This is a genomic window from Massilia scottii (assembly GCF_030846495.1).
In the GTDB taxonomy this organism is placed as follows: Bacteria; Pseudomonadota; Gammaproteobacteria; order Burkholderiales; family Burkholderiaceae_D; genus Telluria_A; species Telluria_A violaceinigra.
Genome location: NZ_JAVCWM010000003.1, coordinates 55,851 through 80,183 on the forward strand (window position 1 = coordinate 55,851; position 24,333 = coordinate 80,183).

A 24,333-nucleotide genomic window follows, 5' to 3' on the forward strand; every position below is an offset into this window, starting at 1 on the left:
CGGAAATTTGAAACCACGATTTTATGTGAAACGCGCCGGTACTGGAATTTAATTGTTAAGAACTTACGTAATTGGCGACCTGCAAGGGTGCGCCCACGAAGCCGCCGTCCTGCTCAATCGGATCGAGGAAGATGCGGCGGGACAGGCGCGCGTGCTGTTCGTGGGGGACCTGATCAACCGCGGCCCGGCCTCGCTCGACGCCTTGCGCCAGGTGGCGGCGCTCGCGCGCGCCAGCGGCGGCAAGAGCGACGCCCTGCTCGGCAACCACGACCTGCACCTGCTGGCGGTCGCCGTGGGCGCGCAAAAGATGTCGAAGTCCGATACGCTGGGCGCCATCCTGGCCGCACCCGAGCGCGACGAATTGATCGACTGGCTGCGCCATCGCCCGCTGGCGATGATGGCCGAAGGCCACCTGCTGGTGCATGCCGGCGTGGCGCCCCAGTGGGATGCGGCGCAGACCATGGCGCTGGCGGCGGAAGTCGAAGCGGTGCTGCGCGGGCCTGGCTGGATCGATTTTTTGCGCGACATGTACGGCAACGAGCCGGCGCGCTGGGACGATTCGCTCAGCGGCCTGGCGCGCCTGCGCTGCATCGTCAACGCGCTCACGCGCATGCGCCTGTGCGCGCCGGACGGCACCATGGACTTCAAGGAAAAGGAAAGCGCGGGCGCGCCGCCGGGGTCAGGCCTGCTGCCCTGGTTCGACGTGCCTGGCCGCCGCAGCGCCGGCACCCCGGTGGTGTTCGGCCACTGGTCGGCCCTCGGCCTGCTGCTGCGCCCGGGCGTCATCGGCCTCGATAGCGGCTGCGTGTGGGGCGGCAAACTGACGGCCCTCTGCCTGAACGACCGCAGCCTGCTGCAGGTCGACTGCCCCGAGTACAAGCAGCCCGGCAAACAGAAGGCCTAGCGGCCGACGATTTCCCGGGACAGCGCCGCGCCCACCGCGGCATGCGCGGCGGCGCACACGTCGCGCCGGTGCGCGCCGGCGGCATTGATCGGCTCAGAGCACACCAGGCGCGCGAATACCGGCGGGCCGGACAGAATCGCCACCAGGCTCTGGGCGAAGGTCATATCGCCGATAAATTCAATCGATGGGTGCAGCAGCCGCTGTGTATCGTCCATATAGCACACCGCATACGGCTGCACCATCACCTTGGCGTCCACCGCCGCCTCGAACAGATTGGCATGGAAGGGCATCAGGCTGCCCTGCTGCGCCGTGGTCCCTTCGGGGAAGAAGGCGACGCGCTCGCCCTGCTCCAGCTTGAGCACCAGGCCCTTGAAAATCTGGCGCAGGTCGCGCCGGTTGCCGCGCGCGAGGAATACCGTGCCGGCCTTGTCCGCCAGCCAGCCAAGCACCGGCCACTCGCGGATTTCGGACTTGGCCACGAAGCGGCACGGGTACAGCGCATTGATCACGAAGATATCGAGCCACGAGACGTGATTGGCCACCACCATCGCGTGCGCCAGCGCCGGCACGCCGGTCGACGGCATCACAGTCACACCACAGATGCCCACCAGACGGCGCGACCAGCTCTGGGTCACGCGGTCGCGCAGCCGGTGACTGGCCCACGGGAACACGAATGCGCACGCGGACAGGCCGGTCAACAGATGGAAAAACACGCGGCACAGCCGGAAATAGAGCTTGATCTTCACATGACACCAAAGGGACGGAAATGCCGGGTGCATGCATGCCACCCGGTGTGCATGCGGCGTCGCGCGCCGCATGCCACTTTAAGCGCTGAAGCTAGCGCTGAAACGCGATGCGTCCGCCCACGATGGTCGCCTTGACCTGCCCGGCCAGTTCGTAGCCGAGGAAAGGCGTGTGCTTGCCCTGGCTGGCCAGCGCCGACGCTTCGACCGTCCAGCGCGCGGCCGGATCGAACACCACCACATCGGCGGCAGCGCCCGGCGCAAGCTGGCCGACCGTCAGGCCGGCGATGCGCGCCGCGTCGGTCGTGATCTTGGCGATGGCGCGCGAGAGCGGGGAGCTTGACCCGGCCGCGCCGTGCTGCATGCCGGCGTAATCGTCGGCCCACTTGATCGCCAGCGACAGCAGCAGTTCCAGCCCGGTGGCGCCGGGCGAGGCTTCGCCGAACGGCAGCAGCTTCTCGTCGTCGTCGACCGGGGTATGGTCGGAGCAGATCGCGTCGATGGTGCCGTCGTACAGGGCGGCGCGGATCGCATCGCGGTCGCGCTGGCTGCGAAACGGCGGCGTGACGCGCGCGTTGGAATCGAAAAAGCCGATGTCGGCGTCGGTCATGTGCACATGGTGCACCGCCACGTCGCAGGTGACCGGCAAGCCTTCCTTCTTGGCCGCGCGCACCAGGTCAAGGCCCGCGCTTGAGGACATGCGGCACAGGTGCACGCGCGCGCCGGTGGCGCGCACCAGTTCGAACACGGTGTGCAGCGCGATCGTCTCGGACATGACCGGCACCCCGGCCAGGCCGAGGCGCGACGCCAGCGGCCCGCTGTGGGCAATGCCGCCGCGCCCGATGTGCGCATCCTGCGGACGCACCCACACGGTGAAGCCGAAGGTTTTGGCGTACTGCAGGGCGCGCAGCAGCACCGTGGTGTCTTCGATGACTTCCTCGGCCTGCGAAAAGCCGATGCAGCCCGCTTCCGTCAGCTCCATCATTTCGGTCAGGGCCTTGCCCTTCAGGCCCATGGTCAGCGCGCCCAGCGGGTGCACGTGCGCCTGCTGCAGTTTGCCGGCGCGGTACTTGAGCATTTCGACCAGGCCCGGTTCGTCCAGCACCGGATCGGTATCGGGCGGACAAATCAGGCTGGTCACGCCGCCCTGCATCGCCGCCTGCATCTCGGACTTGAGGGTGGCCTTGTATTCGTAGCCCGGCTCGCGCAGGCGCGCCGACAGGTCGACCAGGCCGGGAGCGACCACCAGGCCGGTGGCGTCGATGCTGTTGCCGGCATTGAATCCGGCCGGCGCGCTGCCGGTCGAAGCGACCTTGCCGTCGACGATAAACAAATCCGTTACAGCGTCGATGCCGTTGGCCGGGTCGATCAGGCGCCCGTTCTTGATATGAAGATGGTTGTTCACGTTCACCCTTGCGCTCCTGCCAGAATACTCATTACCGCCATCCGTACCGCGATCCCGAACGTCACCTGCGGCAAAATCACCGCCTGCGCGCCATCGGCCACCGCCGAATCGATTTCCACGCCCCGGTTCATCGGGCCCGGATGCATGACGATCGCATCGGGCTTGGCCAGCGCCAGGCGCTCGGGCGTGAGGCCGTAGCTCTTGAAATACTCCTGCGCCGACGGCAGCAGCGCGCCGCTCATGCGCTCGTTCTGCAGGCGCAGCATGATGATGACGTCGACGTCTTTGAGGCCCTCGTCCATGTTGGTGAACACGCGCACGCCCATCTGTTCCAGCCCGCCCGGCAGCAGCGTGTGCGGGCCGATGGCGCGCACTTCCGGGACTCCCAGGGTGGTCAGGGCATGGATGTCGGAACGCGCCACGCGGCTGTGCAGGATGTCGCCCACGATGGCCACGCGCAGGTTGGTGAAGTCCTTCTTGTAGTGGCGGATCGTGTACATGTCGAGCAGGCCCTGGGTCGGGTGCGCGTGGCGGCCATCGCCCGCGTTGACCACGTGGACGTGCGACTGCTTCGTATCGATCAGGTGCTTGGCGATCAGGTAGGGCGCGCCCGACTGCGCATGGCGCACCACGAACATATCGGCGTGCATGGCCGACAGGTTGTCGATGGTGTCGAGCAGCGACTCGCCCTTGCTGGCCGACGACGCCTGGATATTGAGGTTGATGACGTCGGCCGAGAGACGCTTGGAGGCGATCTCGAAGGTGGTGCGGGTGCGCGTGGAGTTCTCGAAGAACAGGTTGAACACGCTCTTGCCGCGCATGAGCGGCACCTTCTTCACTTCACGGTCGGAGATGCCGACAAAGCTCGACGCCGTGTCGAGGATATGATTGACGATCGATTTGGGCAGCCCTTCGATGCTTAACAGGTGCTGCAGTTCGCCATTTTTATTCAGTTGCGGATTAAGCATGGTCTTCTTCTATGGTGAGCGAAAATTGCCCGTCGCCGGCACGCGCCAGCGCAAGCGACTGATTGGCTTCCAGCGCGACCGAGGTGGCGACGAAATCGGCCGCCACCGGCAGCTCGCGCCCGCCGCGGTCGGCCAATGCCGCCAGCATGATGCGCGCCGGACGGCCATAGTCGAACAGCACATTGATGGCCGCGCGCGTGGTGCGCCCGGTGTAGAGCACGTCGTCCACCAGCACGATGTGGGCGCGGTCGACGTTGAACAGGATGTGGGTCGGTTTCACGTCCGGATGCAGGCCCTTCTTGGCAAAGTCGTCGCGGTAGAACGAGACGTCGATGAAGCCCAGGCGGTCCTTCAGGCCCAGATCGGCCGCGAGGCGTTCGGCCAGCCAGGCGCCGCCCGAGTGAATGCCGATGATCGCCGCGTCCTGCACCCCGTGCAAGCCATCGCGCACCTGGCCGAGCAGCGTCTGGTACAGCGCCTCGGCGTCGAACTGCTTAGTTGTTGTTGGCATGGTCGTCAAAGTATTGTTGCAAAATGATGGAGGCGGCTTGGTCGTCGATGATCTGGCCGCGTTTGGCGTGGATCACGGCCGACGAATAGCGTTCGTCGACCAGGGTGACCGGCAGGTTGAAGCGCCCGTGCAGCTGGTTGGCGAAGCGGCGGCAGCGCAGGGTCATGTCGTGTTCCGTGCCGTCGGGATGGCGCGGTTCGCCCACCACCAGGCGGGCCGGGGCCCAGGCGGCGATCAGGTCGCCGATCTGCTTGAAGCGGGCCGCATTGTCGATGGCGTTGACCACCGCGAGCGGCTGCGCCTGACCGGTCAGGGTGTTCCCCATCGCGATCCCAATACGCTTGATGCCGAAATCGAAGCCGAGTACGAGTTCAATCACCGCTTCAGCCACGCGCGCAGTTCCCGTGGTGCCGGTCAAGCATGGCCGGCCTCGGAGGCGAGCATCAGCGGGTCGATGCCCAGCAGCTTGATGGCGGCGTTGTAGCGCTCCTCGATCGGCAGATCGAACAGCACGTGCGCGTCGGCGCCCACCGTCAGCCAGCCATTGCGGCCGATTTCATCTTCCAGTTGGCCGGGGCTCCAGCCGGCGTAGCCGATGGAGACCAAAAGGCGCTGGGGGCCATCGCCGTTGGCTACCGCTTCGAGCACGTCGATCGAGGTGGTGAAGGCCACGTCCTCGGTCACCGTCAGCGACGACGAATAGCGCGCGCCGGGCGTGTGCAGCACGAAGCCGCGGTCGTCCTGCACCGGGCCGCCGAACATGATCGGTTCGTTGACAACGGCCGTGCGCAGGCCGTCGGCCAGTTTCAGGTCGATGCGCTCGAACAGCACTTCCATGGTCATGTCGGTCGGCTTGTTGATGACGACACCAAGCACGCCTTTGTCGTTGTGCTCGCAGATATAGACGACGGTGCCGCCGAAAATCGGGTCCTGCATGGATGGCATCGCTATCAGGAAATGATTTGCCAGGTTCAAGGTGGACGCCGATGCCATGGCGTTGCCCTCGTCGAGACGAACTTCGTCGTCCTGCGACATGCCGGGCACGGGCAGAGTTTTGCCGATTTTGCTTTTCTTCATACGCGTCACTCTCTCTGCTCGCTCTCTGATGTTTACTGCTAGTATCCGGGCTGGCAAACGATGGAATTTTCGATAGTTTACACTGATTTGTGGCCTCCACCACCGGAAGCGCCATCACGCGCGCAGCTAACTGCGATGGTAGCCGATAATTCCCCTTCCTTTCTTGACACCGAACACCATCATGACATTGAGTAAATCGCTCGTCTGGTTCCGCCGCGACTTGCGCGCCTTCGATCACGCCGCACTGCATCATGCGCTAACATCGTCGAATAGCGTTTATTGCGTGTTCATTTACGATAACACAATCCTCGACAGTTTACCGCGCGCGGACCGCCGGGTCGAGTTCATTCATGCCAGCCTGGCCGAACTCGATGCGGAGTTGCGTCAATTGGGCGGCTGCCTGATTGTGCGCCATGCCGACGCGGCGCAGGCAATTCCAACACTTGCCGCGCAATTGGGCGTGGATGCGGTCTTCGTCAACGGCGACTACGAGCCGCAGGCGATCGCGCGCGATGCCGCCGTGGCCAGCCGCCTGGAGGCCGAGGGCCGGCGCTTTTTCAGCTACAAGGACCAGGTCATTTTCGAGAAAAGCGAGGTGCTCACGCTGGCGGGCCAGAACTTTTCGGTGTTCACGCCGTACAAGAACGCCTGGCTCAAACGCATGGCGGCCGAACCGGATTGCGTGGCGCCCTATCCGGTCGAGCCGCATGCGGCGCGCCTTGCGCCTCCCATCGACGATGCGCCCTTGCCGACGCTGCGCGAGCTCGGTTTCGAGCCGACCAATCTGTCGGCCTTGTCGATCCCCACCGGCATGAGCGGCGCGGCGCGGCTGTTCGAGGACTTCATCGGGCGCATTGCCGATTACGGCGAGGCGCGCAACTACCCTGTGCTCAAGGGGCCGTCGTATCTGTCGGTGCATCTGCGCTTCGGCACCCTGTCGCTGCGCCATCTGGTGCGCACGGTGACGGAGCTGATCGCGCGCGGGGCCGGCGGCGAAGGCGCGCCGGTGTGGCTGTCGGAACTGATCTGGCGCGATTTCTACGCCATGATTCTGTTTAACCATCCGCACGTCGTCGAACGCGCGTTCAAGCCGGCCTACGATGCGATCGCATTCGAGACCGGGCCCGAGGCCGACGAGATGTTTGCCGCGTGGTGCGAGGGGCGTACCGGCTATCCGCTGGTCGACGCGGCCATGGCGCAGCTGAACCAGACCGGGTACATGCACAACCGCCTGCGCATGGTCACGGCCTGCTTTCTGATCAAGGACCTCGGCATCGACTGGCGCCGCGGCGAAGCGTATTTCGCGCGGCACCTGAACGACTACGATCTGTCGTCGAACAATGGGGGATGGCAGTGGGCGTCGTCGTCGGGATGCGATGCGCAGCCCTATTTCAGGATTTTTAATCCGGTGACGCAGTCCGAGAAGTTTGAAGCGAAGGGAAAGTTCATCCGGCGTTATCTGCCGCAGCTCGATGGCTTGTCGGACAAGGAGATTCACGCGCCGTGGACCGTGCCGCCGATGGTGCTGGCGCAGAAGAAGGTCGTGCTGGGGAAGGATTATCCGGCGCCGATTGTCAGGCATGACGAGGCACGGGCCAAGACGCTGGAGCGGTATGCGGTGGTGAAGGTCAACTAACGTCGTTCCCGCGCCAAGGTAGCGAAAATAAAAAACGCCTTGCACCGTTTGACCGGTGCAAGGCGTTTTTGTCTTTGCTACTTACCGCTTAATGCGCTACCGGCATCTCGCGATTGAGCAAACCGGCAATCGCCGCCAACAGCATATCTTCCTGGAACGGCTTACCGAAGTAGGCATTCACACCCAGATCCAGCGCGTAGTTGCGGTGCTTGTCCGCGGTACGCGAGGTGATCATGATGATCGGGATCTCGTTGGTGCCGCTGTTGCCGCGAATATTGCGGGTCAAATCGAAACCATCCATGCGCGGCATCTCGATATCGACCAGCATCAGGTGCGGCACCGTCTCTTGCAGATGTTCGAGCGCATCGACGCCGTCCTTGGCCAGCACCACCTGGTAACCCTCGCGCTCCAGCAAACGCTGGGTCACTTTGCGCACGGTCAGCGAATCGTCGACCACCATGATGACAAAGTCGGCTGCCCGCGTCTCGGGCACCACCGCCGTCGTTTCCACGACAATGCGCTGACGCGTTTGCGGATGATGGTCGAGGTGATGCGACAAGGCCACCGGATTAAGAATGAGCACGATATCGCCCGAACCGAGCACCGTCGCACCGGAAATGCCGATCATGCGCGACAACTGCGGCCCGATATTTTTAATAACGACCTCGCGGTTACCCTGGATATCGTCAACCTGCACCGCCAGGCGGTCGGCGCCGCTCTTGAGCACCATCACCGGGCACGAACGCTGCGACAGCGGACGCGCTTCGGCATCGCCCAGCAAAGTCGGCAGATAATGCAGCGCCACCTTCTGGCCCTGGAATTCCACGAAACCTTCGGCGTGCGCGGCGTTGACGGCCGCTTCTTTCATCTGCAGCACCTGCTCCACCAGAATCGATGGCAGTGCAAACGTCTTGGAACCGCTGGTGGTCAGCACGACCTGGGTGACCGCAAGCGTCAGCGGCAGGTGAATCGTGAAGCGCGCGCCCTTGCCTGCCTCGGTGGCAATCGCCACCCGGCCGCCAAGCGCTTGCGCTTGCGAGCGCACCACGTCCATGCCCACGCCGCGGCCGGCCAGTTCGGTCAGCGCATCGGCGGTCGAGAAGCCCGGTTCGAAAATCAGGTCGGCCGCTTCGGCGTCGGTGACGACGGCATGCGGCGCCAGCAGCCCGTTTTCACGTGCCTTGGTGCGAATACGCGACAGGTCGAGACCTGCGCCGTCATCGTTGAACTGGATGACCACCTCGTTACCCTGCTGGCTGACCTGGATCAGCAGCTCGCCCGTTTCGGCCTTGCCGGCCGCACCACGGCGGGCACGCGATTCGATACCGTGCACGATGGCGTTACGCAGCAAGTGCTCGAACGGCGCGGCCATCTGCTCCAGAACGCTGCGGTCGATTTCGACCGTGCCACCCCGGATATCCAGGTTGACCCGCTTGTCGATTTCTTTCGCCGTCTGGCGCGCCACGCGGAACAGACGCTCCGACAGGCTGGCAAACTGCACCATCCGCACCCGCATCAGATCCTGCTGCAGATCGCGCGTCAGGCGCGACTGCACGTTCAAGTCGTCGGTGGCGCCGTCGACCGTGCGCGTCAGGCTTTCGTGGAACGACGCAACGTCGTTCACCGATTCGGCCATCATCCGCGTCAATTCCTGCAGACGGGTAAAGCGGTCGAATTCGAGCGGATCGAATTCGCGTTCGCTGGAAATCGACATACGCGACGAAATCTGCGATTCGGCCTGCATCTCGACTTCGCGCAGCTGGCGGCGCAAGCGTCCCAGATTGTCCGAGAAGTCGCTCAGCGACGCCTTCAGGGTCGATACCTGGCTTTCCAGCTTCGAACGCGTGATCGACACTTCACCGGCCTGGTTGACCAGGCGGTCCAGAATGTCGGCGCGCACACGCACCAGCGGGGTACGGGTCTGGGCGGCGTGGGCATCGTCCACGCTGCCTGCAGCCGCCGCGGCCAGGCCTGGCACCGGCACGACGCCGAGGGCAGGCTGCTGCAATTGTTCGAACAGCAGAAGCGCGTGATCGTAGTTGGCCATCAGTTCGTCGAACGCGGCTGGCGTCGACGTTCCGGCGTGGACCATGTTCTCGATCTGCGTTTCGATCTCGTGGGTGTGCTGACCGAGGCGCATGGCACCGGCCATCCGTGCACTGCCCTTGACCGTGTGCAGCGTACGCAGAAGCTGCTGTACCGGGGTGGTATCGGACGGATTCTGCTGCCACTTGCGCAGGTTGTTGCCGATTTCCGGCAACAGGTCGGTACCCTCTTCCAGGAACACTGGCAGCAGGTCGACGTCAAGGTCATCGGCGAAGGCCGTTTCGGCCACCGCAGGCGCGGCTGGCGTCTCCGACTCCGGCTGCAACAAGGCTTCGAGCAGCGGCACATGCGCCGTCATCGGCTGCATCGGCACGACTGCCGCCGGTTCCGCTTCGACGACCGGCTCGGCTTCGGCCACAGCTTCTTCGATCACCGGCTCGGCTTCGAGCACGGCTTCTTCGATCACCGGCTCGGCTTCAAGCACAGCTTCTTCGGCCACCGGCTCTTCAACCAGCAGTTCGGCTTCAAGCGCAGCTTCTTCGATCAGTTGTTCTTCAAGCACTGGCTCGGCTTCAAGCACAGGTTCTTCGGCCACCGGCTCTTCAACCAGCAGCTCGGCTTCAAGCGCAGCTTCTTCGATCAGCTGCTCTTCAAGCACTGGCTCGGCGTCAAGGACCAGATCTTCGGTCACCGGTTCGGCTTCAATCACCGCTTCGGCTTCGATCATTGGCTCGTCGAGCACCGGTTCGGCTTCGATCACCGGCTCGGCTTCGGGCAGTGCCTCCTGGTGTTCTTGCACCATCGGCTGCGCCGGTTCCGGATTGTCCAGCAGCGGCACATCGAACGGATCTTCCTCGCCGAACAGGGCGTCGACCGCGTCGACTTCCGGCTCGGACACCGTCTGCGCCAGGGCCGATTCGCGTTCCGGCATCACTGGCGGCTCTGCCACCAGGCTGTCGAGCGTATCGGCAAACAGGCCATCGAGACGGCGTGCCAGGTCTTCGTCGGCGCCCGCGAACACGGCAGCCGCTTCCTGGGCCGCGAGCTGCTCGCGCAACACGTGCAGGCGTGCCACCAGATCCGGTTCGGCCGGCGCCAGTTCGCCGAGCGCGAAGCGCTGCAGCATCTGGCGTACGCGGTCGATGGTTTCGTCGAGCAGGTCGCGCTGGGCCTCGTCGAAGACCGGCGCGGGGCTCTTGAGCACCATCTCGACTTCGTAGGCGATTTCGCGCAGGGCGTGGAAGCCCACCGTGGCCGAGGTGCCGGCCAGGGTATGCGCGGCTTTTTCGGCTTCCGGCGTGACCTGGCGCTGCGGCTCGTGACGCCATTCGGCGAAGTCCTGGCTCAGCAGGCGAACCAGTTCGTCGGTCTCGGCGAGGTAAATGTTATACAGCGGCAGCGGGATTTCGAGTTCGCCAATGCGCTTGGTGTTGTCGTCGGCCGCGGCCAGGGTGCCCGGTACCGGGAAGTCGATGACGTTGCCCGGCGCCGCGCTCTCCGTTGCCGGCAGGGCGATGATGTCGTCCAGGATCATCGGCTCGAAGGAGTCGTCGATCGCGAAGTGTTCGTCGTGATGCTCGTCCACCGGCGTTGCCGCCTGCACCGGCTCGTCGGCCATGGCCGGCGTGGCCTCGGCCGGCGCCGCGTCCATGGAGAAGGCTTCGCCATGCTGCACGCGTTCGGCGGCGGCGACCAGCGCTTCGCTGGTGCGCTGCGAGCTGCCGGTGGTCGCGAGCTGCTCGACCCAGACGGTCATGTCGGCGGTGGCGCGGGTAAGGAGCGAGAGCAGGTTGGCGTCGGCTGCGCGTTCTTCCGACAACCACAGGTTCATCACTTTTTCGACGGCGGCGGCGCCTTCGGCGAAATTGTTCAGGCCGACCATGCGGCCGCTGCCCTTGAGCGTGTGGAAGGAGCGCCGCAGCATCGTCAGCGTTTCCATATTGGTCGGCATGCTTTGCGCCGCCGGCAGGGTCGAGCCGACAAAAGCGAGCACTTCCTGCGCTTCGGAGATGAAGATTTCGAGCAGTTCGGCTTCGATTTCGTCGTCGCCCGGCGGTGCGGGTGCTGCCACCACCACCGGCGCCTTGATTTGTTCTTCGACCACCACCGGCGCCGCCGGCGCAGGCGCCTCGGCGACCGGTGCGATCTCGATCACCGGCTCCTGGTCGAACTGCGATTCGCCGTGCGCCGGTTTTTCAAACGGTACGGCGCGCAGCATGCCGTCGTTGCTGTCGAACGTGAAGCGCTCGCGCGCCTCGTCGACGTTCTTGGCCAGCATGTCGACAAAAAAGCCCAGCGCGCCGACGTTTTGCGCGATGTTCTGCAGCGACGCGGCTTCGAGTTCGGGATTGCCTTCGGCCGCGGCGAGCGTGCGCACCGCATCCTTGACGTGCAGGGCGGCGCGCATCGCGTCTTCCTGGTCGAGGATGGCGACGGCGCCCTGCAACTGGTGCAGCACCGGATCGATCTGGGCCAGGGTGGCGCGCTTGCTGGTGTCGGAGTAGTAATCGTCGAGGACTTTTTCGACCTGGCGCAAGCCGTTTTTCATTTCGGCGGCCAGCACGGCGACGGTTTGCTCGTGCTGGATGCGGCGCGACAGGTCGCCCTGCCATTGCGGCGCTTCCGGCGGCGTTTCGCCGGCGCCGAGCGCCAGCAGACGCGCGCCGATGACTTCGGCGTGGGCGTCGAAATCGTCCGGCAGCTGGCGGATCTTGTCGAGGCTATTCTCGATGAACAGCATGGCCGTGGCCATTTCGAGACTGAAGACGCTGTTGCGCTTGGAAGCGGCGGAATCTTTGGTGACGCGCACCATCTGGTGCTGCAGGCGCGCCAGCGCCGGGGCGCCCAGCTTTTCGCCTGCCTCGGCCAGGGTGGCGAGCAGTTCTTCAAATTCGGTTTCCAGCGCCGGCAGCGGTTCGACCGAGAGCCGGTCCCAGTTGCCCTTGGCCTTGGCCAGCGCTTCCTTGGCGGTCTTGAGCGCCTCGGCGTCGATGCGGCCGTAGCGGCGCGTATCGTAATCGGCCGGCACCATGCCGTCCAGATGATAGGCGCGGCGCAGGGCCAGCGCCGTCGGCGGCGGATTGGGTACGGCGGCCATGAAGAACAGGGCGTCGCGCAGCATCGTTTCGGGCAGGCTGACCTGGCCTTGCGAGAGGCGGCGGATCTGCAGATTGATCAGGCCGAAGAGCTGCTTGACATACAGGTCGCTGGCCAGATGGCCTTCGGCCACCAGTTCGGCAAAGCCCTGCATCGCCATCCAGAAGGTGCGCGGCAAGGGCTGGTCCTGGGCGTCGGCCACATGGGCGATCGCTTCGAGCAGCACTTGCGCGTGCTGGCGCTGGCCCGCCTGGTCGGCGCTTTTCAGGAACGGCAGCAGCGCTTTTTCAAAGCGCGTGCGGCAGGCCGCGTAGTCCGGCGCGCTGTCGGGCGCCACGTGGCGCTTGAGCGACACCGGCGCCGACAGGTCGGCGAAAAACAGGTCGGCCGGGTGAATCCGGTCGGCGCCCAGCATTTCCTTGAGCGCGCGGTAATACGGGAACAGGCGCGCCGGCTGCTGCGGCGCGCCCGAAAGCAGTTCTTCGAGATACTCGATCACCGCCTGGTAAGCGTGGGCGATGACTTGCGCGCGCTCGGGCGTGCAGTCGAGCAGGCCATCCTTGAAGCGGTCCAGCGCGTTTTCCGCGGCCTCGGTCATGGCGCCGGCGCCATCGACATCGACCATCTGCAAGGCGCCGTGCGCCTGGTGCAGATAGGCTTTCGCATGCTTGAGCGAACTTGCCTGGGCTTCCGCCGTATGCTCCGCCGCCTCTGCCAGCGCGGTATTGGAGCGGCCCAGCGCATCGCGGATCTCGCTCATGACCCAGGACAGCGGTCCTGTGTCGAACTGCGGTACGTGCGAATTGTCAGTAGTGGTCATGCTTACCTTGATAAATCAACCGGGGTTCTCAAGCCACCACGCGGAAGCGCGATACCGAGTTTTTCAGTTCCTGCGCCAGCAGCGACAGCTGGCGAATCGATTGTGCGGTTTGCTGGGTACCGTCCTGGGTGTTTTCGGTCACCGACAGGATGTGCTGAATGTTGTGCGCCACATCGTTCGCCGATGTCGCCTGCAGCTCCGTCGCAAACGAAATGCCCTGAATCAGTTCCGCAAGGCGGTTCGAAACGCGCGAAATGTCGGACAGTGCGGCACCCGCGGCATCGGACAGCCTGGCTCCCTCGACCACACCCTGCGTCGATTTTTCCATAGCGGCCACCGCGTCGTGGGTATCGGTCTGAATGGTACGCACCAGCGCGCCGATCTGTTTTGCCGCTTCCGCCGAACGTTCCGCCAGTCGCTGAACCTCTTCCGCAACCACCGAGAAGCCGCGTCCCGCTTCACCGGCCGATGCCGCCTGAATCGCCGCGTTCAGCGCCAGTACGTTGGTCTGTTCGGTAATGTCGGAAATCAGTTCCGTGATCTCGCCAATCTCCTGGGACGATTCGCCCAGCCGCTTGATTCGTTTCGAGGTTTCCTGGATCTGCTCGCGGATCTCGTGCATACCCTTGATCGAGTTTTCCACCGCCGTCGAACCTTGCAATGCCGCCGCAACCGACTGGCGCGCAACCTCTGCCGATTCATTCGCCGACTTCGATACGTCGGTAATTTCGTTCGCCATTTTCAGAACCGTCTCGGACGCTTCCTGAATCTCGCGCGACTGCTGCTCGGTCGCCGCCAGCAGGTCGGTCGAAATGTTCTGTGCGTTGGTCGATGCCGAGGTCACCTGCTCCGCCGTCGTCGTCACGCGTTCCACCAGACCGCGCAGCTCTTCCACCGTGTAGTTCACCGAGTCGGCGATCGCGCCGGTGATGTCTTCCGACACCGTTGCGTGCACGGTCAAGTCACCATCGGCCACTTCCTGAAGTTCGTTCATCAGGCGCAAAATAGCGGCCTGATTCTGGTCGTTGGTCGCTTTCGCTTCTTCTTCCTTCGACTGCGCCAGCTGGCGCATCGATTCCGCTTCCTGGCGACGCACATCGGCGCCGCGGGCACGGGTACGGGAGTCTTGCAGCATGACGCGGGCGATACTGACGCCGACGCCCAAGGTGAACATGGTGGCCATGGCCATTACCCAGAACCAGGCATTGTTCGAATCCTGCTCGGTACGAAAGCCCACCTGCACCTTGGTCAGCAGCGCCTTGACTTCTTCGTTCTCGTAGAAGATCGACTGTTCGGCGCCTTTGGCGGCCGTGAATTTCGGCAGGTTGTCGAGGATCGAGGCCACCAGTTTCTGGTAGGTGTCGAACTTCGACTTGATCAGTTCGAGCTTGACGCGCAGTTCCGCGTCTTTCGTGGCCGAGAGCTGCATCGTCTCGTTCCCGTTCAGGAAGCCTTCGACCGTGGTACGGAAGGTCGTGGTGTCGCGGCCCAGCTGGAACGCGGTTTCGGAACGGATACCGCCGGAGGTCAGGAATTCGCTGGCGCTGCGCGAGAGGCGCTGGGTCAGCATCATCAGGCGCCCGATGGCAGCCAGTTCGCGTGGCGTGCCGCCGCGCTGGACTTTTTCGTTGAGCAGTTCTTCGGTCATCGACAACAGCTCTGGCGAGAGGGTGTCGAGCTGGCGCAAGGTCTTTTCAAAACCGGTCAGTTCCGGCTTCATGCGCAAGATGGTGCCTGCCGAATTGTCGGAGGTAACCCACTTGAGCTTCGCAGCGGCGATCAGCTTGTTCATGCTGGCCGGTGGCGTCGGCAGCTGCACGCCGCCGATCTTGCCGCCGCGCTGGAGCGCGGTCAGGTCGGCCGTCAGCTGGGCGCGGCTCTGCTCGAGCTGCACGAAGGCTTCCTGGTTACCCTGGATCGCGTTAGGCGCCGCTTTACCGATACGCTGGGAGTGCATCAGCGCGTCGGACGCGATCTGCGTCTGGGCCGAAGCGTCGGAGCTGCTGGCCGCGTTGCGCCACAGCGCCACCACGGTGACCAGAATGCCGGCCACGAACACCATCAGCAAAATACGCAGCTGGCGCGGCAGCGACAGGTGGCCGATCAGCGGCAGGCGCGCTTCGCTACCGCCGTCGTCGTCGTCGCCGCCTCGCTTGCGGCCCATGATGTTCGCCAGGCGCAGCTCGTCGTGCTGATCGAGTTCGGCGCGCAGGCTGTCGTCCACCACGTTCTGCGCGGGCGCGCTGTCGTCCTTGTTCAAGGCCGCAGCCTCCAGATCGGGACCGAATTCTGTATCCGGTACCGGCTCACCCTTTGGGGTACTCTTCCATGCAAATCCCATTCCAGCTCCCAGTTTCTTAAGGTATGGCCACTTATGACTGCGGCTTAAAATCCAACGTGCAAAAACCGCGCATCGGTGACGAGGGCCGCCAGGTCGAGCGGGATCCATTCGTTTGCATCGGTATCGCGTAATCTGTCGCCGACAACTTCCATGTCGCCGGCGTGTCGCAGGCCGTACACCCGGGCCACCAGCAGGCCGCAGTTAAAGCCCAGGTGGGTGGCCAGGGTGACGATCCGGCTGTCCGGGCCGGTCACCGTTTCGGCGCCTCCCTGGAAGCGCGCAAAATCGATCAGGCCGACCAGATTGCCCCGGATATTGGCTAGCCCCAGGTACCAGGGCTGCGTCAGCGGCACCACCGTCACCGGCGGAATCGGCACGATTTCGCCGGCCTGGGTCAGGTCGAGCAGGAAGCGCTCGGCGCCGATCAGCACGCCCAGTTGATTGACGCGCGCGCCGCTGTTGGTACGGGCCGCCTGCATCCGTTCGAGCAGCTGCACCTGGTACTGGCGCAAACGGGTGCGGCGTCCGGCGCCGTCCGACGGCGCGGAGGCGACTGGGGCGAAATCGACGTCGCTCACGGCTTAGGCGCCGCCGAGGGCAGCGATTTTCGCCAGCAGCAGTTCGGCGTCGACCGGCTTGACCATGTAGTCGCGCGCACCCTGGCGCAGGCCCCAGACGCGGTCGGTTTCCTGGTTCTTGCTGCTGCAAATGATGATGGGCACGTCGCCGAGGTCCGGGTCGCGCGCGATGGTGCGGGTGACCTGGAAGCCATTGGCGCCAGGCATGACCACATCCATCAGGATCAGTTCAGGTTTGTCTTCCTTGATCTTGAGCAGCGCTTCCTCGCCGTTTTCGGCGGTGGTCACGGTGAAGCCGGCTTTGACCAGGATATCGGTCAGGTAGTAACGCTCGGTCGGGGAGTCGTCGACGATCAGGATTTTTTGTATGGCCACGGTAGGCTCCAGAAATATTATTTTGAGTCGGCGTCGGCAGTATGTTCGCGCACCGCGCTGAGCAGACTGTCTTTGCTGAAAGGTTTGGTAAGGTAGGCGGAAGAACCGACCATCAGGCCGCGGGCACGGTCGAACAGGCCATCCTTCGATGAGAGCATCAGCACCGGGGTGGCATGAAAACGCGCGCTTCGCTTGATCAGCGCGCAGGTCTGGTAGCCATCGAGGCGCGGCATCAGGATGTCGCAGAAAATCAGCGACGGATGATGGTCGTTAATCTTGGCCAGGGCATCGAAACCATCTTCGGCCAGCACCACCTGATACCCAGCCTGGGTGAGAAAAATCTCGGCCGAACGACGAATCGTACTGCTGTCGTCGATCACCATGATTTTCAGTACGTTCGGTTGCGGCAATGTCGTCATTTTCAATTTCACTCAACATGAGCCTGAACGATATCATAGGGCAACCCTTTTGTCCCCTTAATGTTGCGGCCAGTCAACATGTGTCGGCAATAAGCCTCATGGCGATTAGATAACAGTCATTTCGAAGTCATCTTTACGGGCGCCGCACTCGGGACAGGTCCAGTTCATCGGCACATCGGCCCAGCGGGTGCCGGGGGCGATGCCCTCTTCCGGGATGCCGGCGGCCTCGTCGTAGACCCAGCCGCAGATCAGGCACATCCAGGTCTGGAAAGCGGCGCCTGCTGCGCCGGTTGTTTCATTGCTGCTCACGTTGACTACCCTTCTATCTAGTAAAATGCCGAATCAGGCATCTTAATCTACCGGCCGTGCAAATCCAAACTTCTCCTCTGATCTTAACGTTCGGCGTGTCCGACCCCATAGGCGCCACCGGCATCCAGGCCGACCTGGCGTGTTTTTCGGCCCTCGGCTGCCACGGCCTGTCGGTCATGACCGGCATTCTCATTGCCGACACCGCGCGCGTCGAAGACGTGCAGGAAGTCGACGCCGACTGGGTCTGCGACCAGGCCCGCGTGGTCCTCGAAGACATGACGGTGGCCGCCTTCAAGGTGGGCGCGCTGACCAGCGTCGAACAAGCCTCGGCGATTGCCGAAATCGTGTCCGACTATCCGGACGTGCCACTCATCCTCGACCCGTTTTTATCGAGCCTGCCCGATTCGGGCCTGGCCGACGACGACATGCTGATCGCGATCCGCCAGATCCTGGTGCCGCAGGCGACCGTGCTGCTGCTCACGCAGGTGGAACTGGCGCGCATGGCCGAGACCTGGCGCGACGGCGGCGGCGACATGCTCAAGGAAGATGTGGCCGAACTAACCGGCATGGGCTGCGCGTATGTGCTGGTCAAATGCACCGCAACGAGCGGCAACGGCGCCGCCGCGCAGCTGGCCAACACCCTGTTCGACGAGAACGGCGTGGTCGGCACCTTCAACTGGCAGCATTTGCCGGGGCCGTTCGTGGGCGCCGGCAGCACCCTGTCGGGCGCGCTGGCCGCGCTGATGGCGCGCGGGGTCGGCGACGATGCCGTCGACGCCATCCAGGCCGCCCAGGAATTCACCGTCGGCGCGCTGGCCAACGCGCAGCGCTTCGGCATGGGCAAACTGGTGCCCAACAAATTTTTCGCCCACCCTATTCCCTCATCGAGCAAGCCATGACCACAGAATCCCTGAATAACACGCTGTTCGCGCGCGCCCAGAAAACCACGCCGGGCGGCGTCAATTCGCCGGTGCGCGCCTTCAAATCGGTGGGCGGCACGCCGCGCTTCATCACCCGCGCCGAAGGCCCCTACTTCTGGGATGCCGACGGCAAGCGCTACATCGACTACATCGGTTCCTGGGGCCCGGCCATCGTCGGCCACGCCCATCCGGACGTGGTGAAGGCGGTGCAGGACGCGGCCGCGCGCGGCCTCTCGTTCGGCGCCCCGACCGAAGGCGAAATCCTGATGGCCGAGGAAATCTGCCGCCTGGTGCCGTCGATCGAGCAGGTGCGCCTGGTCTCGTCGGGCACCGAAGCGACCATGAGCGCGCTGCGCCTGGCGCGCGGCGCCACCGGACGCGACAAGATCGTCAAGTTCGAGGGCTGCTACCACGGCCACGCCGATTCCCTGCTGGTCAAGGCCGGCAGCGGCTTGCTGACCTTCGGTAACCCGACCTCGGCCGGCGTGCCGGAAGACTTCGTCAAGCACACCCTGGTGCTCGACTATAACAATGTGGCCCAGCTGGAAGACGCGTTCGAATCGATGGGCGACACCATCGCCTGCGTGATCGTCGAACCGGTGGCCGGCAACATGAACCTGATCAAGGCCACGCCGGAATTCCTGCGCGCCATGCGCGAGCTGTGCACCAGGCACGGCGCGATCCTGATTTTCGACGAAGTCATGTGCGGCTTCCGCGTCGGCCTGGGCGGGGCGCAGGAACTGTACGACATCGTGCCGGACCTGACCGCGCTGGGCAAGGTCATCGGCGGCGGCATGCCGGTGGCGGCCTTCGGCGGTCGCGCCGAGCTGATGCAGAACATGGCGCCGATCGGGGCCGTGTACCAGGCCGGCACCTTGTCGGGCAATCCGGTGGCGGTGGCGGCGGGCATGACCACGCTCAAGCTGATCCAGGCGCCGGGTTTCTACGAGAAGCTCGGCGCGCAGACCGCCAAGCTGGCGGCCGGGCTGGCGCAAGCGGCGAAAGAGGCCGGCGTGCCTTTCTGCGCCGATTCGGTGGGCGGCATGTTCGGGATTTACTTCAGCGATGAGGTGCCGGGCAGCTATGCGGAAATGATGGCGGGCGACAAAACCCGCTTCAATGCGTTTTTCCACGCGATGCTGGACGAAGGCGTGTACTTCGCACCGGCCGCGTTCGAGGCGGGGTTTGTGTCGGCGCAGCATGATGATGCGGTGATCGAAGAGACCATCGCGGCGGCGCGCCGGGTGTTTGCCAAGCTGGCGTAAAGATTAGCCGGTCAAACTGAGGCCCTAGCCGGGCTGCTGTTTTTTCGCCCGGTGCGGCCAGCCCGTGAGCGGCGGCGCGGTCAGGATGAATGCGCTGTGCGCCGGCGCTTGCGAGGCGATAAAACGCGCCGCGTCTTTATTGTTGCGGCTTGCCTGGTCTTCATCGAGCGGCGGATCCTGGCCATCCCAGATACAGTCCAGCCGCGATTCGAATCCTGGGGCATGCCAGATGCCGCCTTCCACCCGTGCGATCACCAAGCCTTGACGGGCTGCCTCGGCGCACACCAACAGCGCGGCATCCGGCGACAGGCGCATATTGACGCTCCCATTCATTTGAAAGAAAGCGTCCGGCGATTCATAGAGACAGCTTTTATCGATGTTCATGTGAAGGTCCTCGTCACTCCCAGATAATACGACTATCCGGCTTCCAGTAAGGGTCGTTCTTATCGCTGATGTGGACAACTTCTCCGGTGCGGTCGTTGACCACGATATGGCCGCCGTCTCTGGAGCCATAGACTGTCGCGGTATCGCGCCGCCCATATCCATCGCCGGTCTTTCGAGGCGTTCGATTATCGCTCGATCTCCCAACCGGCTCGCTGTTGATCAGATCAAGCACCTCTTGCTCGGTCCAGCCGCGCGCCTCAAGCTGCTCCAGTATCTTGTCATCAATGATCATGGCGCCGCGCTCACGCCAGATTGAATCTTGGTAGCGGTGAGCATGATCCATATGGCGGGGCCAATGCGCGGCGAACCAGCGGCACAGGGCAAGGCGCTACCAGCAGGCAACGGAGGCATGGTCGTCGTTTCGGCTTGATTGCTATCAAGCCTAGTTTAGCGTTACCTGCCTATACGGTAGAACCAATCGAGCCAAGGTTGAGATCGGTCAACGCGCGAGGTGGATGCGAAAACAGCGATGTTTTACTTCAACCAACCCCGGCGCAAAAACACCCACACCGGCGAAATCATCGACACCAGCATCAGGGTCAACGCCAGCGGATAGCCGTACTGCCACTCCAGCTCCGGGAAGGCCTTGAAGTTCATGCCGTAAATACTGGCGATCAAGGTCGGCGGCAGGAACGCCACCGAGGCCACCGAGAAGATCTTGATGATCTTGTTCTGGTTAATGTTGATGAAACCGACTGTGGCATCCATCAGGAAGTTGATCTTGTCGAACAGGAAGGATGTGTGGCCGTCCAGCGATTCGATGTCGCGCAAAATCTGCCGCGCTTCCTCGAACTGCTCGGCATTGAGCAGCCGCCCGCGCATCAGGAAACTCACCGCGCGCCGCGTATCCATCATATTGCGCCGGATACGCCCGTTCAAATCCTCTTCGCGCGCAATCGCATTAAGCGCGTCCGCCGCGTCCTTATCGGTGAATTCCTTTTGCAGCACCAGCCCGCTGACTTCTTCCAGGTGCTGGTAAATCCCTTCCAGCGAATCGGCCGAATACTCGGCGTCGGTGGCGTACAGATCGAGCAGCACATCCATATAGTCGGCGATCGATCCCGGCCGCGAGCGGGCGCGCATGCGCACCAGGCGAAAGACCGGCAAATCGTCGGTGTGCACCGAAAACAGCATCTTGCGCGCGAGAATGAAAGCGACCGTGACCACGCGCGACGGGCCGTCGTCTTCTTCCAGCAGGAAGTCGGTGCGCAAATGCAGGTCGCCGTTTTCCGCTTCGTAATAGCGGGCCGACGCTTCGATATCCTTGACTTCGTCTTCGCCAGGCAGAATCACGCCGTAGATTGTCTTGACCCAGGCCCGCTCGTCGTCGTTCGGATCGGTCAGGTCGACCCAGACCGGCGCCACGTTTTCCAGATCCGCGCGGGACTCGATCGGTACCTGATTGAGTCGGCCATTTTGTAGGACAAATACGTTGATCATGCGCTTTCTCGGCCGGATTCAAAACAGCGCAAGTGTACCCGTTAGGCCTGAGCCCGGCCACCCCGAAACACGTAAATCGGGTCAGCGCAGCTGTTTTTCGATGATTTTGTCGAGGACCGGGTTCGAGCCCGGCGATGCCTTCTCCACCGGCGGCTTTTTCGGCGCTTCGAAGCCCTTGGTATCGTGGATCTCGATGACCTTGCTGGTGCGGTTCTCCGGCGTGCAATCGGTGTTGGAAATGACGGTCTTGCCGTTGATGACGCATTTGCGCATCACGCCGTCGCCCTTGCCGGTCACGCCATTGACGGCGTCCCTGGCCGAGTCGATCACCTTGCCGGCCGGACTGGTGCCGACCATCTTGCCGGCCTTGGCCGCGCCTTCGGCGAACAGATTGCGCTCCGAACCGATGGAAAACAGGGCGGCCATGCCAAGCGCGGCCAGCAGGGCCGAGCCGATGGCGCCCCAGAACAGGGAAATCGCACCGCGCTGGTAGCTGCCGCGCTGGTAACGCAGAGGATGGAACATGGTCATCTCCTGATGAGGGATTAAGGCAATTCCGCCGAACTCATGCGGTTGACGATCAGCGTGGTGCGGCGCGCCAGGTAGCTCGAGCTGCGGTGCCGGTCGTAATAGCGCGGATTGGGCAGCATCACGGCCAGCTTGGCGGCCTGCGCCACGCCCAGCTTGGCCGCGCTGGTGCGGTAATAATAGCGCGAAGCGGCCTCGGCGCCGAAAATGCCGCGCCCGAATTCGGCCACGTTCAGGTAAATTTCCAGGATGCGCTGCTTGCTCATGACCGTTTCGAGCATGAAGGCGATGATCATTTCCTGGCCCTTGCGCAGGTAGCTGCGCGAGCCGGACAGGAACAGATTCTTGGCCAGCTGCTGGGTGATGGTGGAACCGCCGCCGACCACCTTGTGCCTGCGGTTGTTGCGCTCGTACGCTTTCTGCAGCGCTTCCCAGTCGACCCCGTCGTGCTCGGAAAAATTGGCGTCTTCCGAGGCGATCACGGCGCGCTTCAAATTCTCGGAAATGCGCTCGTAGGGCACCCATTGCTGCTGCAGCACGGCCTTGGGGTTTTTCGCGCGCATCAGCGCCAGCTGCTCGTTCATCATGCTGGTGGACGAGGGATTGAACCAGACCCACCAGCAAATCATGAGGAAGAAATACAGCTGCACCAGGGCGACGATCAGCAAGGGGCCGAGGAACAGCCACTTGATCCAGCGCCGGCCTCCCGCCTTGCCGCCCTTGCCGCCCTTGCTCATGTCATACGCCCTGGCGCAACCGTTCCAGGATGGCCGCGGTATCGGGACGGGCGCCGCGCCACAGCAGGAATGCTTCGGCGGCCTGCTCGACCAGCATGCCCAGGCCATCGCGTCCGATTGCGCCATGCTCGCTGGCGAACAGCATGAAGCGGCTCGGCACCTTGCCGTACATCATGTCCAGCGCCAGCGTGCCGGCGCGGAAGGCGCTGCCCGGCACCGGCGGCAAGTCGTCGGCCAGGCTGGCCGAGGTGGCGTTGATGACCACATCGTACGGCCCGGCAATGTCCTCGAAGGCGCAGGCGGCCAGGCGCTGGTCCTGCGCCAGCTGGGCGGTGAAACGTTCGACCAGGGCGCCGGCCGTGGCCACGGTACGGTTGGCGATGGTCAGTTCGGCCGGCAAGGCGGCCAGCAGCGGCACGATGACGCCGCGCGCCGCGCCGCCCGCGCCCAGCAGCAGCACGCGCTTGCCTTCCAGGTCGATGCCGGCATTGCGGGTGATGTCGCCCACCAGCCCGGCGCCATCGGTGTTGTCGCCGATGATGCCGCCGCTGCTATTGAACACGAAGGTATTCACGGCGCCGGCCGCGCGCGCGCGTTCGGTCAGGCGGTCGGCCAGGTCGGCGGCCTGCAGCTTGAAGGGCACGGTGACGTTGGCGCCGCCATAACCGGCGGCCACCAGCGCGCGCACGGTCACGTCAAAAGCGTCGAGCGGCGCCAGGCAGCGCTCGTAGAGCATGTCTTGCCCGGTCTGCAGGGCAAAGGCGGCGTGGATCTCGGGCGATTTGCTATGGGCAATCGGGTTCCCGATGACACAGTAGCGCTCGCTCATCGCGGGTCGCCACGCGACTCGGCTTCCAGCTTGTCTTCGCGCGTGAACTTGAAGCGCGTGATGATGACCCACAGGTCATCCTTGTCGGAAGAGAGCATGTTTTTCGGAAAAGCCCCGAACGGCGCGGCGCGCCGCACGATGGCCAGCGCAGCCTTGTCGAGCGCCGGATTGCCGGAACTCTTTTCGATGCGCACCCCGCCATCCTTCTGGTAAATGGTGCCATCCTGGAAAATCGGAATGTACACGGTCAGCTCGCCGTACAGCTTCTTGCCGTCGCGCTGGGGAAAGTTCAGGGTGCCGATATCCTCGACCCGCTTTTGCATGGTCTTGTAATAGATCGCATACCCGACCGCTTGCGTGCTCGGCGTGATGTAGGTCTTGCGCGGGCGCTTGTTCTGGTCTTCGATGCGCTGGGCAATCTCGGCCGTCTTGCGCGCCAGCGGTCGCGTGCTTTCGATCAGGTCGGCGCCATCGCGGTCCGGATCGGGCTTTTCCTTCTCGGTGACCGGCGAGGCTTTCAGGGACGAGTCGCGCGTCGTGGTCAGCAGGTTCTGCTGCATCTGCTCAAGCTCGGTAATGCGGCGCAAGGTCGATTTGACGCTCTCGCCGGTCTCGTTCTTGCGCATGTCGGGCAGGGGCGAGGCGGCGCGCCCGCTGTCGGCATTGCCGCCGCCATCCAGATTGGCCTGGGCCAGGGCATCGGCTTTCAGCGGTTTGTTGGCATGCTTGGCGTTGACCAGGATGACTTCGAGGCCGGGATCGGCCGGGGTCAGGGTGAACGCCTCGGGCGCGACGAAACGGACCGCCAGCAGGGCCGCGTGCACCGTGACCGAAACGGCGACGGCGATGGACAGGGAGCTTAAATTTTGAAAGTGCTTCACACGATACCGGGAAGAATCTGTTGAATCAGGGAACGGCCATTCTACATTCTAATGGCCGCCG

23 protein-coding genes are annotated in these 24,333 nt (G+C 63.8%); 4 read left to right on the forward strand and 19 right to left on the reverse strand.

Annotated elements, in window-relative coordinates:
- The first annotated feature begins 52 nt into the window (after window positions 1–52).
- Window positions 53–904, forward strand: a complete 852-nt coding sequence (locus tag RBA41_RS04455) for a symmetrical bis(5'-nucleosyl)-tetraphosphatase (RefSeq protein WP_306621457.1) — start codon at window positions 53–55, stop codon at window positions 902–904.
- Here the strand turns inward: RBA41_RS04455 and RBA41_RS04460 are convergent.
- The 6 genes from RBA41_RS04460 to RBA41_RS04485 all read right to left on the reverse strand — a co-directional run bounded on the left by RBA41_RS04460 (window position 901) and on the right by RBA41_RS04485 (window position 5,608).
- Window positions 901–1,650, reverse strand: coding sequence for a lysophospholipid acyltransferase family protein (locus RBA41_RS04460; protein WP_306621459.1), 750 nt, complete (start codon window positions 1,648–1,650; stop codon window positions 901–903). The two genes, RBA41_RS04455 and RBA41_RS04460, sit on opposite strands and share 4 nt — an antisense overlap.
- 91 nt (window positions 1,651–1,741) lie before the next feature.
- On the reverse strand, window positions 1,742–3,052 hold the full coding sequence (locus tag RBA41_RS04465) for a dihydroorotase (protein ID WP_306621461.1): 1,311 nt from the start codon (window positions 3,050–3,052) through the stop codon (window positions 1,742–1,744).
- A gap of 2 nt (window positions 3,053–3,054) precedes the next feature.
- A complete protein-coding gene (locus tag RBA41_RS04470; protein ID WP_099875215.1) occupies window positions 3,055–4,020 on the reverse strand; it encodes an aspartate carbamoyltransferase catalytic subunit in 966 nt (321 codons plus the stop codon).
- Window positions 4,013–4,531, reverse strand: a complete 519-nt coding sequence (gene pyrR, locus RBA41_RS04475) for a bifunctional pyr operon transcriptional regulator/uracil phosphoribosyltransferase PyrR (RefSeq protein WP_099875214.1) — start codon at window positions 4,529–4,531, stop codon at window positions 4,013–4,015. Before pyrR ends, RBA41_RS04470 begins: the two co-directional genes overlap by 8 nt.
- On the reverse strand, window positions 4,515–4,907 hold the full coding sequence (gene ruvX, locus RBA41_RS04480) for a Holliday junction resolvase RuvX (protein WP_306622034.1): 393 nt from the start codon (window positions 4,905–4,907) through the stop codon (window positions 4,515–4,517). The genes pyrR and ruvX overlap by 17 nt, the downstream gene beginning before the upstream one ends.
- A gap of 38 nt (window positions 4,908–4,945) precedes the next feature.
- Window positions 4,946–5,608: a YqgE/AlgH family protein gene (locus RBA41_RS04485; RefSeq protein ID WP_099875213.1), complete on the reverse strand. Its 663-nt coding sequence runs from the start codon at window positions 5,606–5,608 to the stop codon at window positions 4,946–4,948.
- 181 nt (window positions 5,609–5,789) lie between these two features.
- Here RBA41_RS04485 and RBA41_RS04490 point away from each other — a divergent pair, with 181 nt between their 5' ends.
- Complete coding sequence (locus RBA41_RS04490) at window positions 5,790–7,244, forward strand: cryptochrome/photolyase family protein (protein WP_306621466.1); 1,455 nt, start codon at window positions 5,790–5,792, stop codon at window positions 7,242–7,244.
- 88 nt (window positions 7,245–7,332) lie between these two features.
- Here RBA41_RS04490 and RBA41_RS04495 read toward each other — a convergent pair whose 3' ends face one another.
- The 6 genes from RBA41_RS04495 to RBA41_RS04520 form a co-directional block, all read right to left on the reverse strand.
- Window positions 7,333–13,206, reverse strand: coding sequence for a hybrid sensor histidine kinase/response regulator (locus RBA41_RS04495; RefSeq protein WP_306621468.1), 5,874 nt, complete (start codon window positions 13,204–13,206; stop codon window positions 7,333–7,335).
- A 28-nt stretch (window positions 13,207–13,234) separates the two neighbouring features.
- On the reverse strand, window positions 13,235–15,547 hold the full coding sequence (locus RBA41_RS04500; RefSeq protein WP_306654142.1) for a methyl-accepting chemotaxis protein: 2,313 nt from the start codon (window positions 15,545–15,547) through the stop codon (window positions 13,235–13,237).
- 44 nt (window positions 15,548–15,591) lie between these two features.
- Window positions 15,592–16,125 carry a chemotaxis protein CheW gene (locus tag RBA41_RS04505; protein ID WP_229413365.1) on the reverse strand — a complete coding sequence of 178 codons (534 nt, stop codon included), beginning with the start codon at window positions 16,123–16,125 and terminating at the stop codon, window positions 15,592–15,594.
- 3 nt (window positions 16,126–16,128) lie between these two features.
- The gene (locus RBA41_RS04510) at window positions 16,129–16,500 is read right to left on the reverse strand and encodes a response regulator transcription factor (protein WP_054268474.1); all 372 of its coding nucleotides are present in this window, start codon (window positions 16,498–16,500) and stop codon (window positions 16,129–16,131) included.
- 17 nt (window positions 16,501–16,517) lie between these two features.
- A complete protein-coding gene (locus RBA41_RS04515; protein ID WP_054268473.1) occupies window positions 16,518–16,919 on the reverse strand; it encodes a response regulator in 402 nt (133 codons plus the stop codon).
- A gap of 105 nt (window positions 16,920–17,024) precedes the next feature.
- On the reverse strand, window positions 17,025–17,228 hold the full coding sequence (locus RBA41_RS04520; protein WP_370663816.1) for a rubredoxin: 204 nt from the start codon (window positions 17,226–17,228) through the stop codon (window positions 17,025–17,027).
- Between the two features lie 56 nt (window positions 17,229–17,284).
- On the opposite strand from RBA41_RS04520, the gene thiD reads away from it, so the two are divergent.
- Together thiD and hemL are read left to right on the forward strand one after the other, a co-directional pair.
- Complete coding sequence (gene thiD / locus RBA41_RS04525) at window positions 17,285–18,127, forward strand: bifunctional hydroxymethylpyrimidine kinase/phosphomethylpyrimidine kinase (RefSeq protein ID WP_306621475.1); 843 nt, start codon at window positions 17,285–17,287, stop codon at window positions 18,125–18,127.
- Window positions 18,124–19,413, forward strand: a complete 1,290-nt coding sequence (hemL, locus tag RBA41_RS04530; protein WP_306621476.1) for a glutamate-1-semialdehyde 2,1-aminomutase — start codon at window positions 18,124–18,126, stop codon at window positions 19,411–19,413. The genes thiD and hemL overlap by 4 nt, the downstream gene beginning before the upstream one ends.
- A 24-nt stretch (window positions 19,414–19,437) precedes the next feature.
- Here the strand turns inward: hemL and RBA41_RS04535 are convergent, their stop codons facing one another.
- The 7 genes from RBA41_RS04535 to RBA41_RS04565 all read right to left on the reverse strand — a co-directional run bounded on the left by RBA41_RS04535 (window position 19,438) and on the right by RBA41_RS04565 (window position 24,272).
- Window positions 19,438–19,797 carry a colicin immunity protein gene (locus tag RBA41_RS04535; protein WP_306621478.1) on the reverse strand — a complete coding sequence of 120 codons (360 nt, stop codon included), beginning with the start codon at window positions 19,795–19,797 and terminating at the stop codon, window positions 19,438–19,440.
- 13 nt (window positions 19,798–19,810) lie between these two features.
- Complete coding sequence (locus RBA41_RS04540; RefSeq protein ID WP_306621481.1) at window positions 19,811–20,140, reverse strand: colicin E5-related ribonuclease; 330 nt, start codon at window positions 20,138–20,140, stop codon at window positions 19,811–19,813.
- Between the two features lie 191 nt (window positions 20,141–20,331).
- Window positions 20,332–21,297, reverse strand: a complete 966-nt coding sequence (corA, locus tag RBA41_RS04545) for a magnesium/cobalt transporter CorA (protein WP_306621483.1) — start codon at window positions 21,295–21,297, stop codon at window positions 20,332–20,334.
- Between the two features lie 81 nt (window positions 21,298–21,378).
- Complete coding sequence (locus RBA41_RS04550; RefSeq protein ID WP_306621485.1) at window positions 21,379–21,822, reverse strand: DUF4124 domain-containing protein; 444 nt, start codon at window positions 21,820–21,822, stop codon at window positions 21,379–21,381.
- A 20-nt stretch (window positions 21,823–21,842) separates the two neighbouring features.
- A complete protein-coding gene (gene mtgA / locus RBA41_RS04555) occupies window positions 21,843–22,562 on the reverse strand; it encodes a monofunctional biosynthetic peptidoglycan transglycosylase (RefSeq protein WP_306621487.1) in 720 nt (239 codons plus the stop codon).
- 1 nt (window position 22,563) lies between these two features.
- Window positions 22,564–23,391 (reverse strand): shikimate dehydrogenase, encoded by an 828-nt coding sequence (gene aroE / locus RBA41_RS04560; RefSeq protein ID WP_306621488.1) that lies wholly within the window; start codon window positions 23,389–23,391, stop codon window positions 22,564–22,566.
- Complete coding sequence (locus RBA41_RS04565) at window positions 23,388–24,272, reverse strand: energy transducer TonB (RefSeq protein ID WP_306621490.1); 885 nt, start codon at window positions 24,270–24,272, stop codon at window positions 23,388–23,390. Before RBA41_RS04565 ends, aroE begins: the two co-directional genes overlap by 4 nt.
- Between the last annotated feature and the right edge of the window lie 61 nt (window positions 24,273–24,333).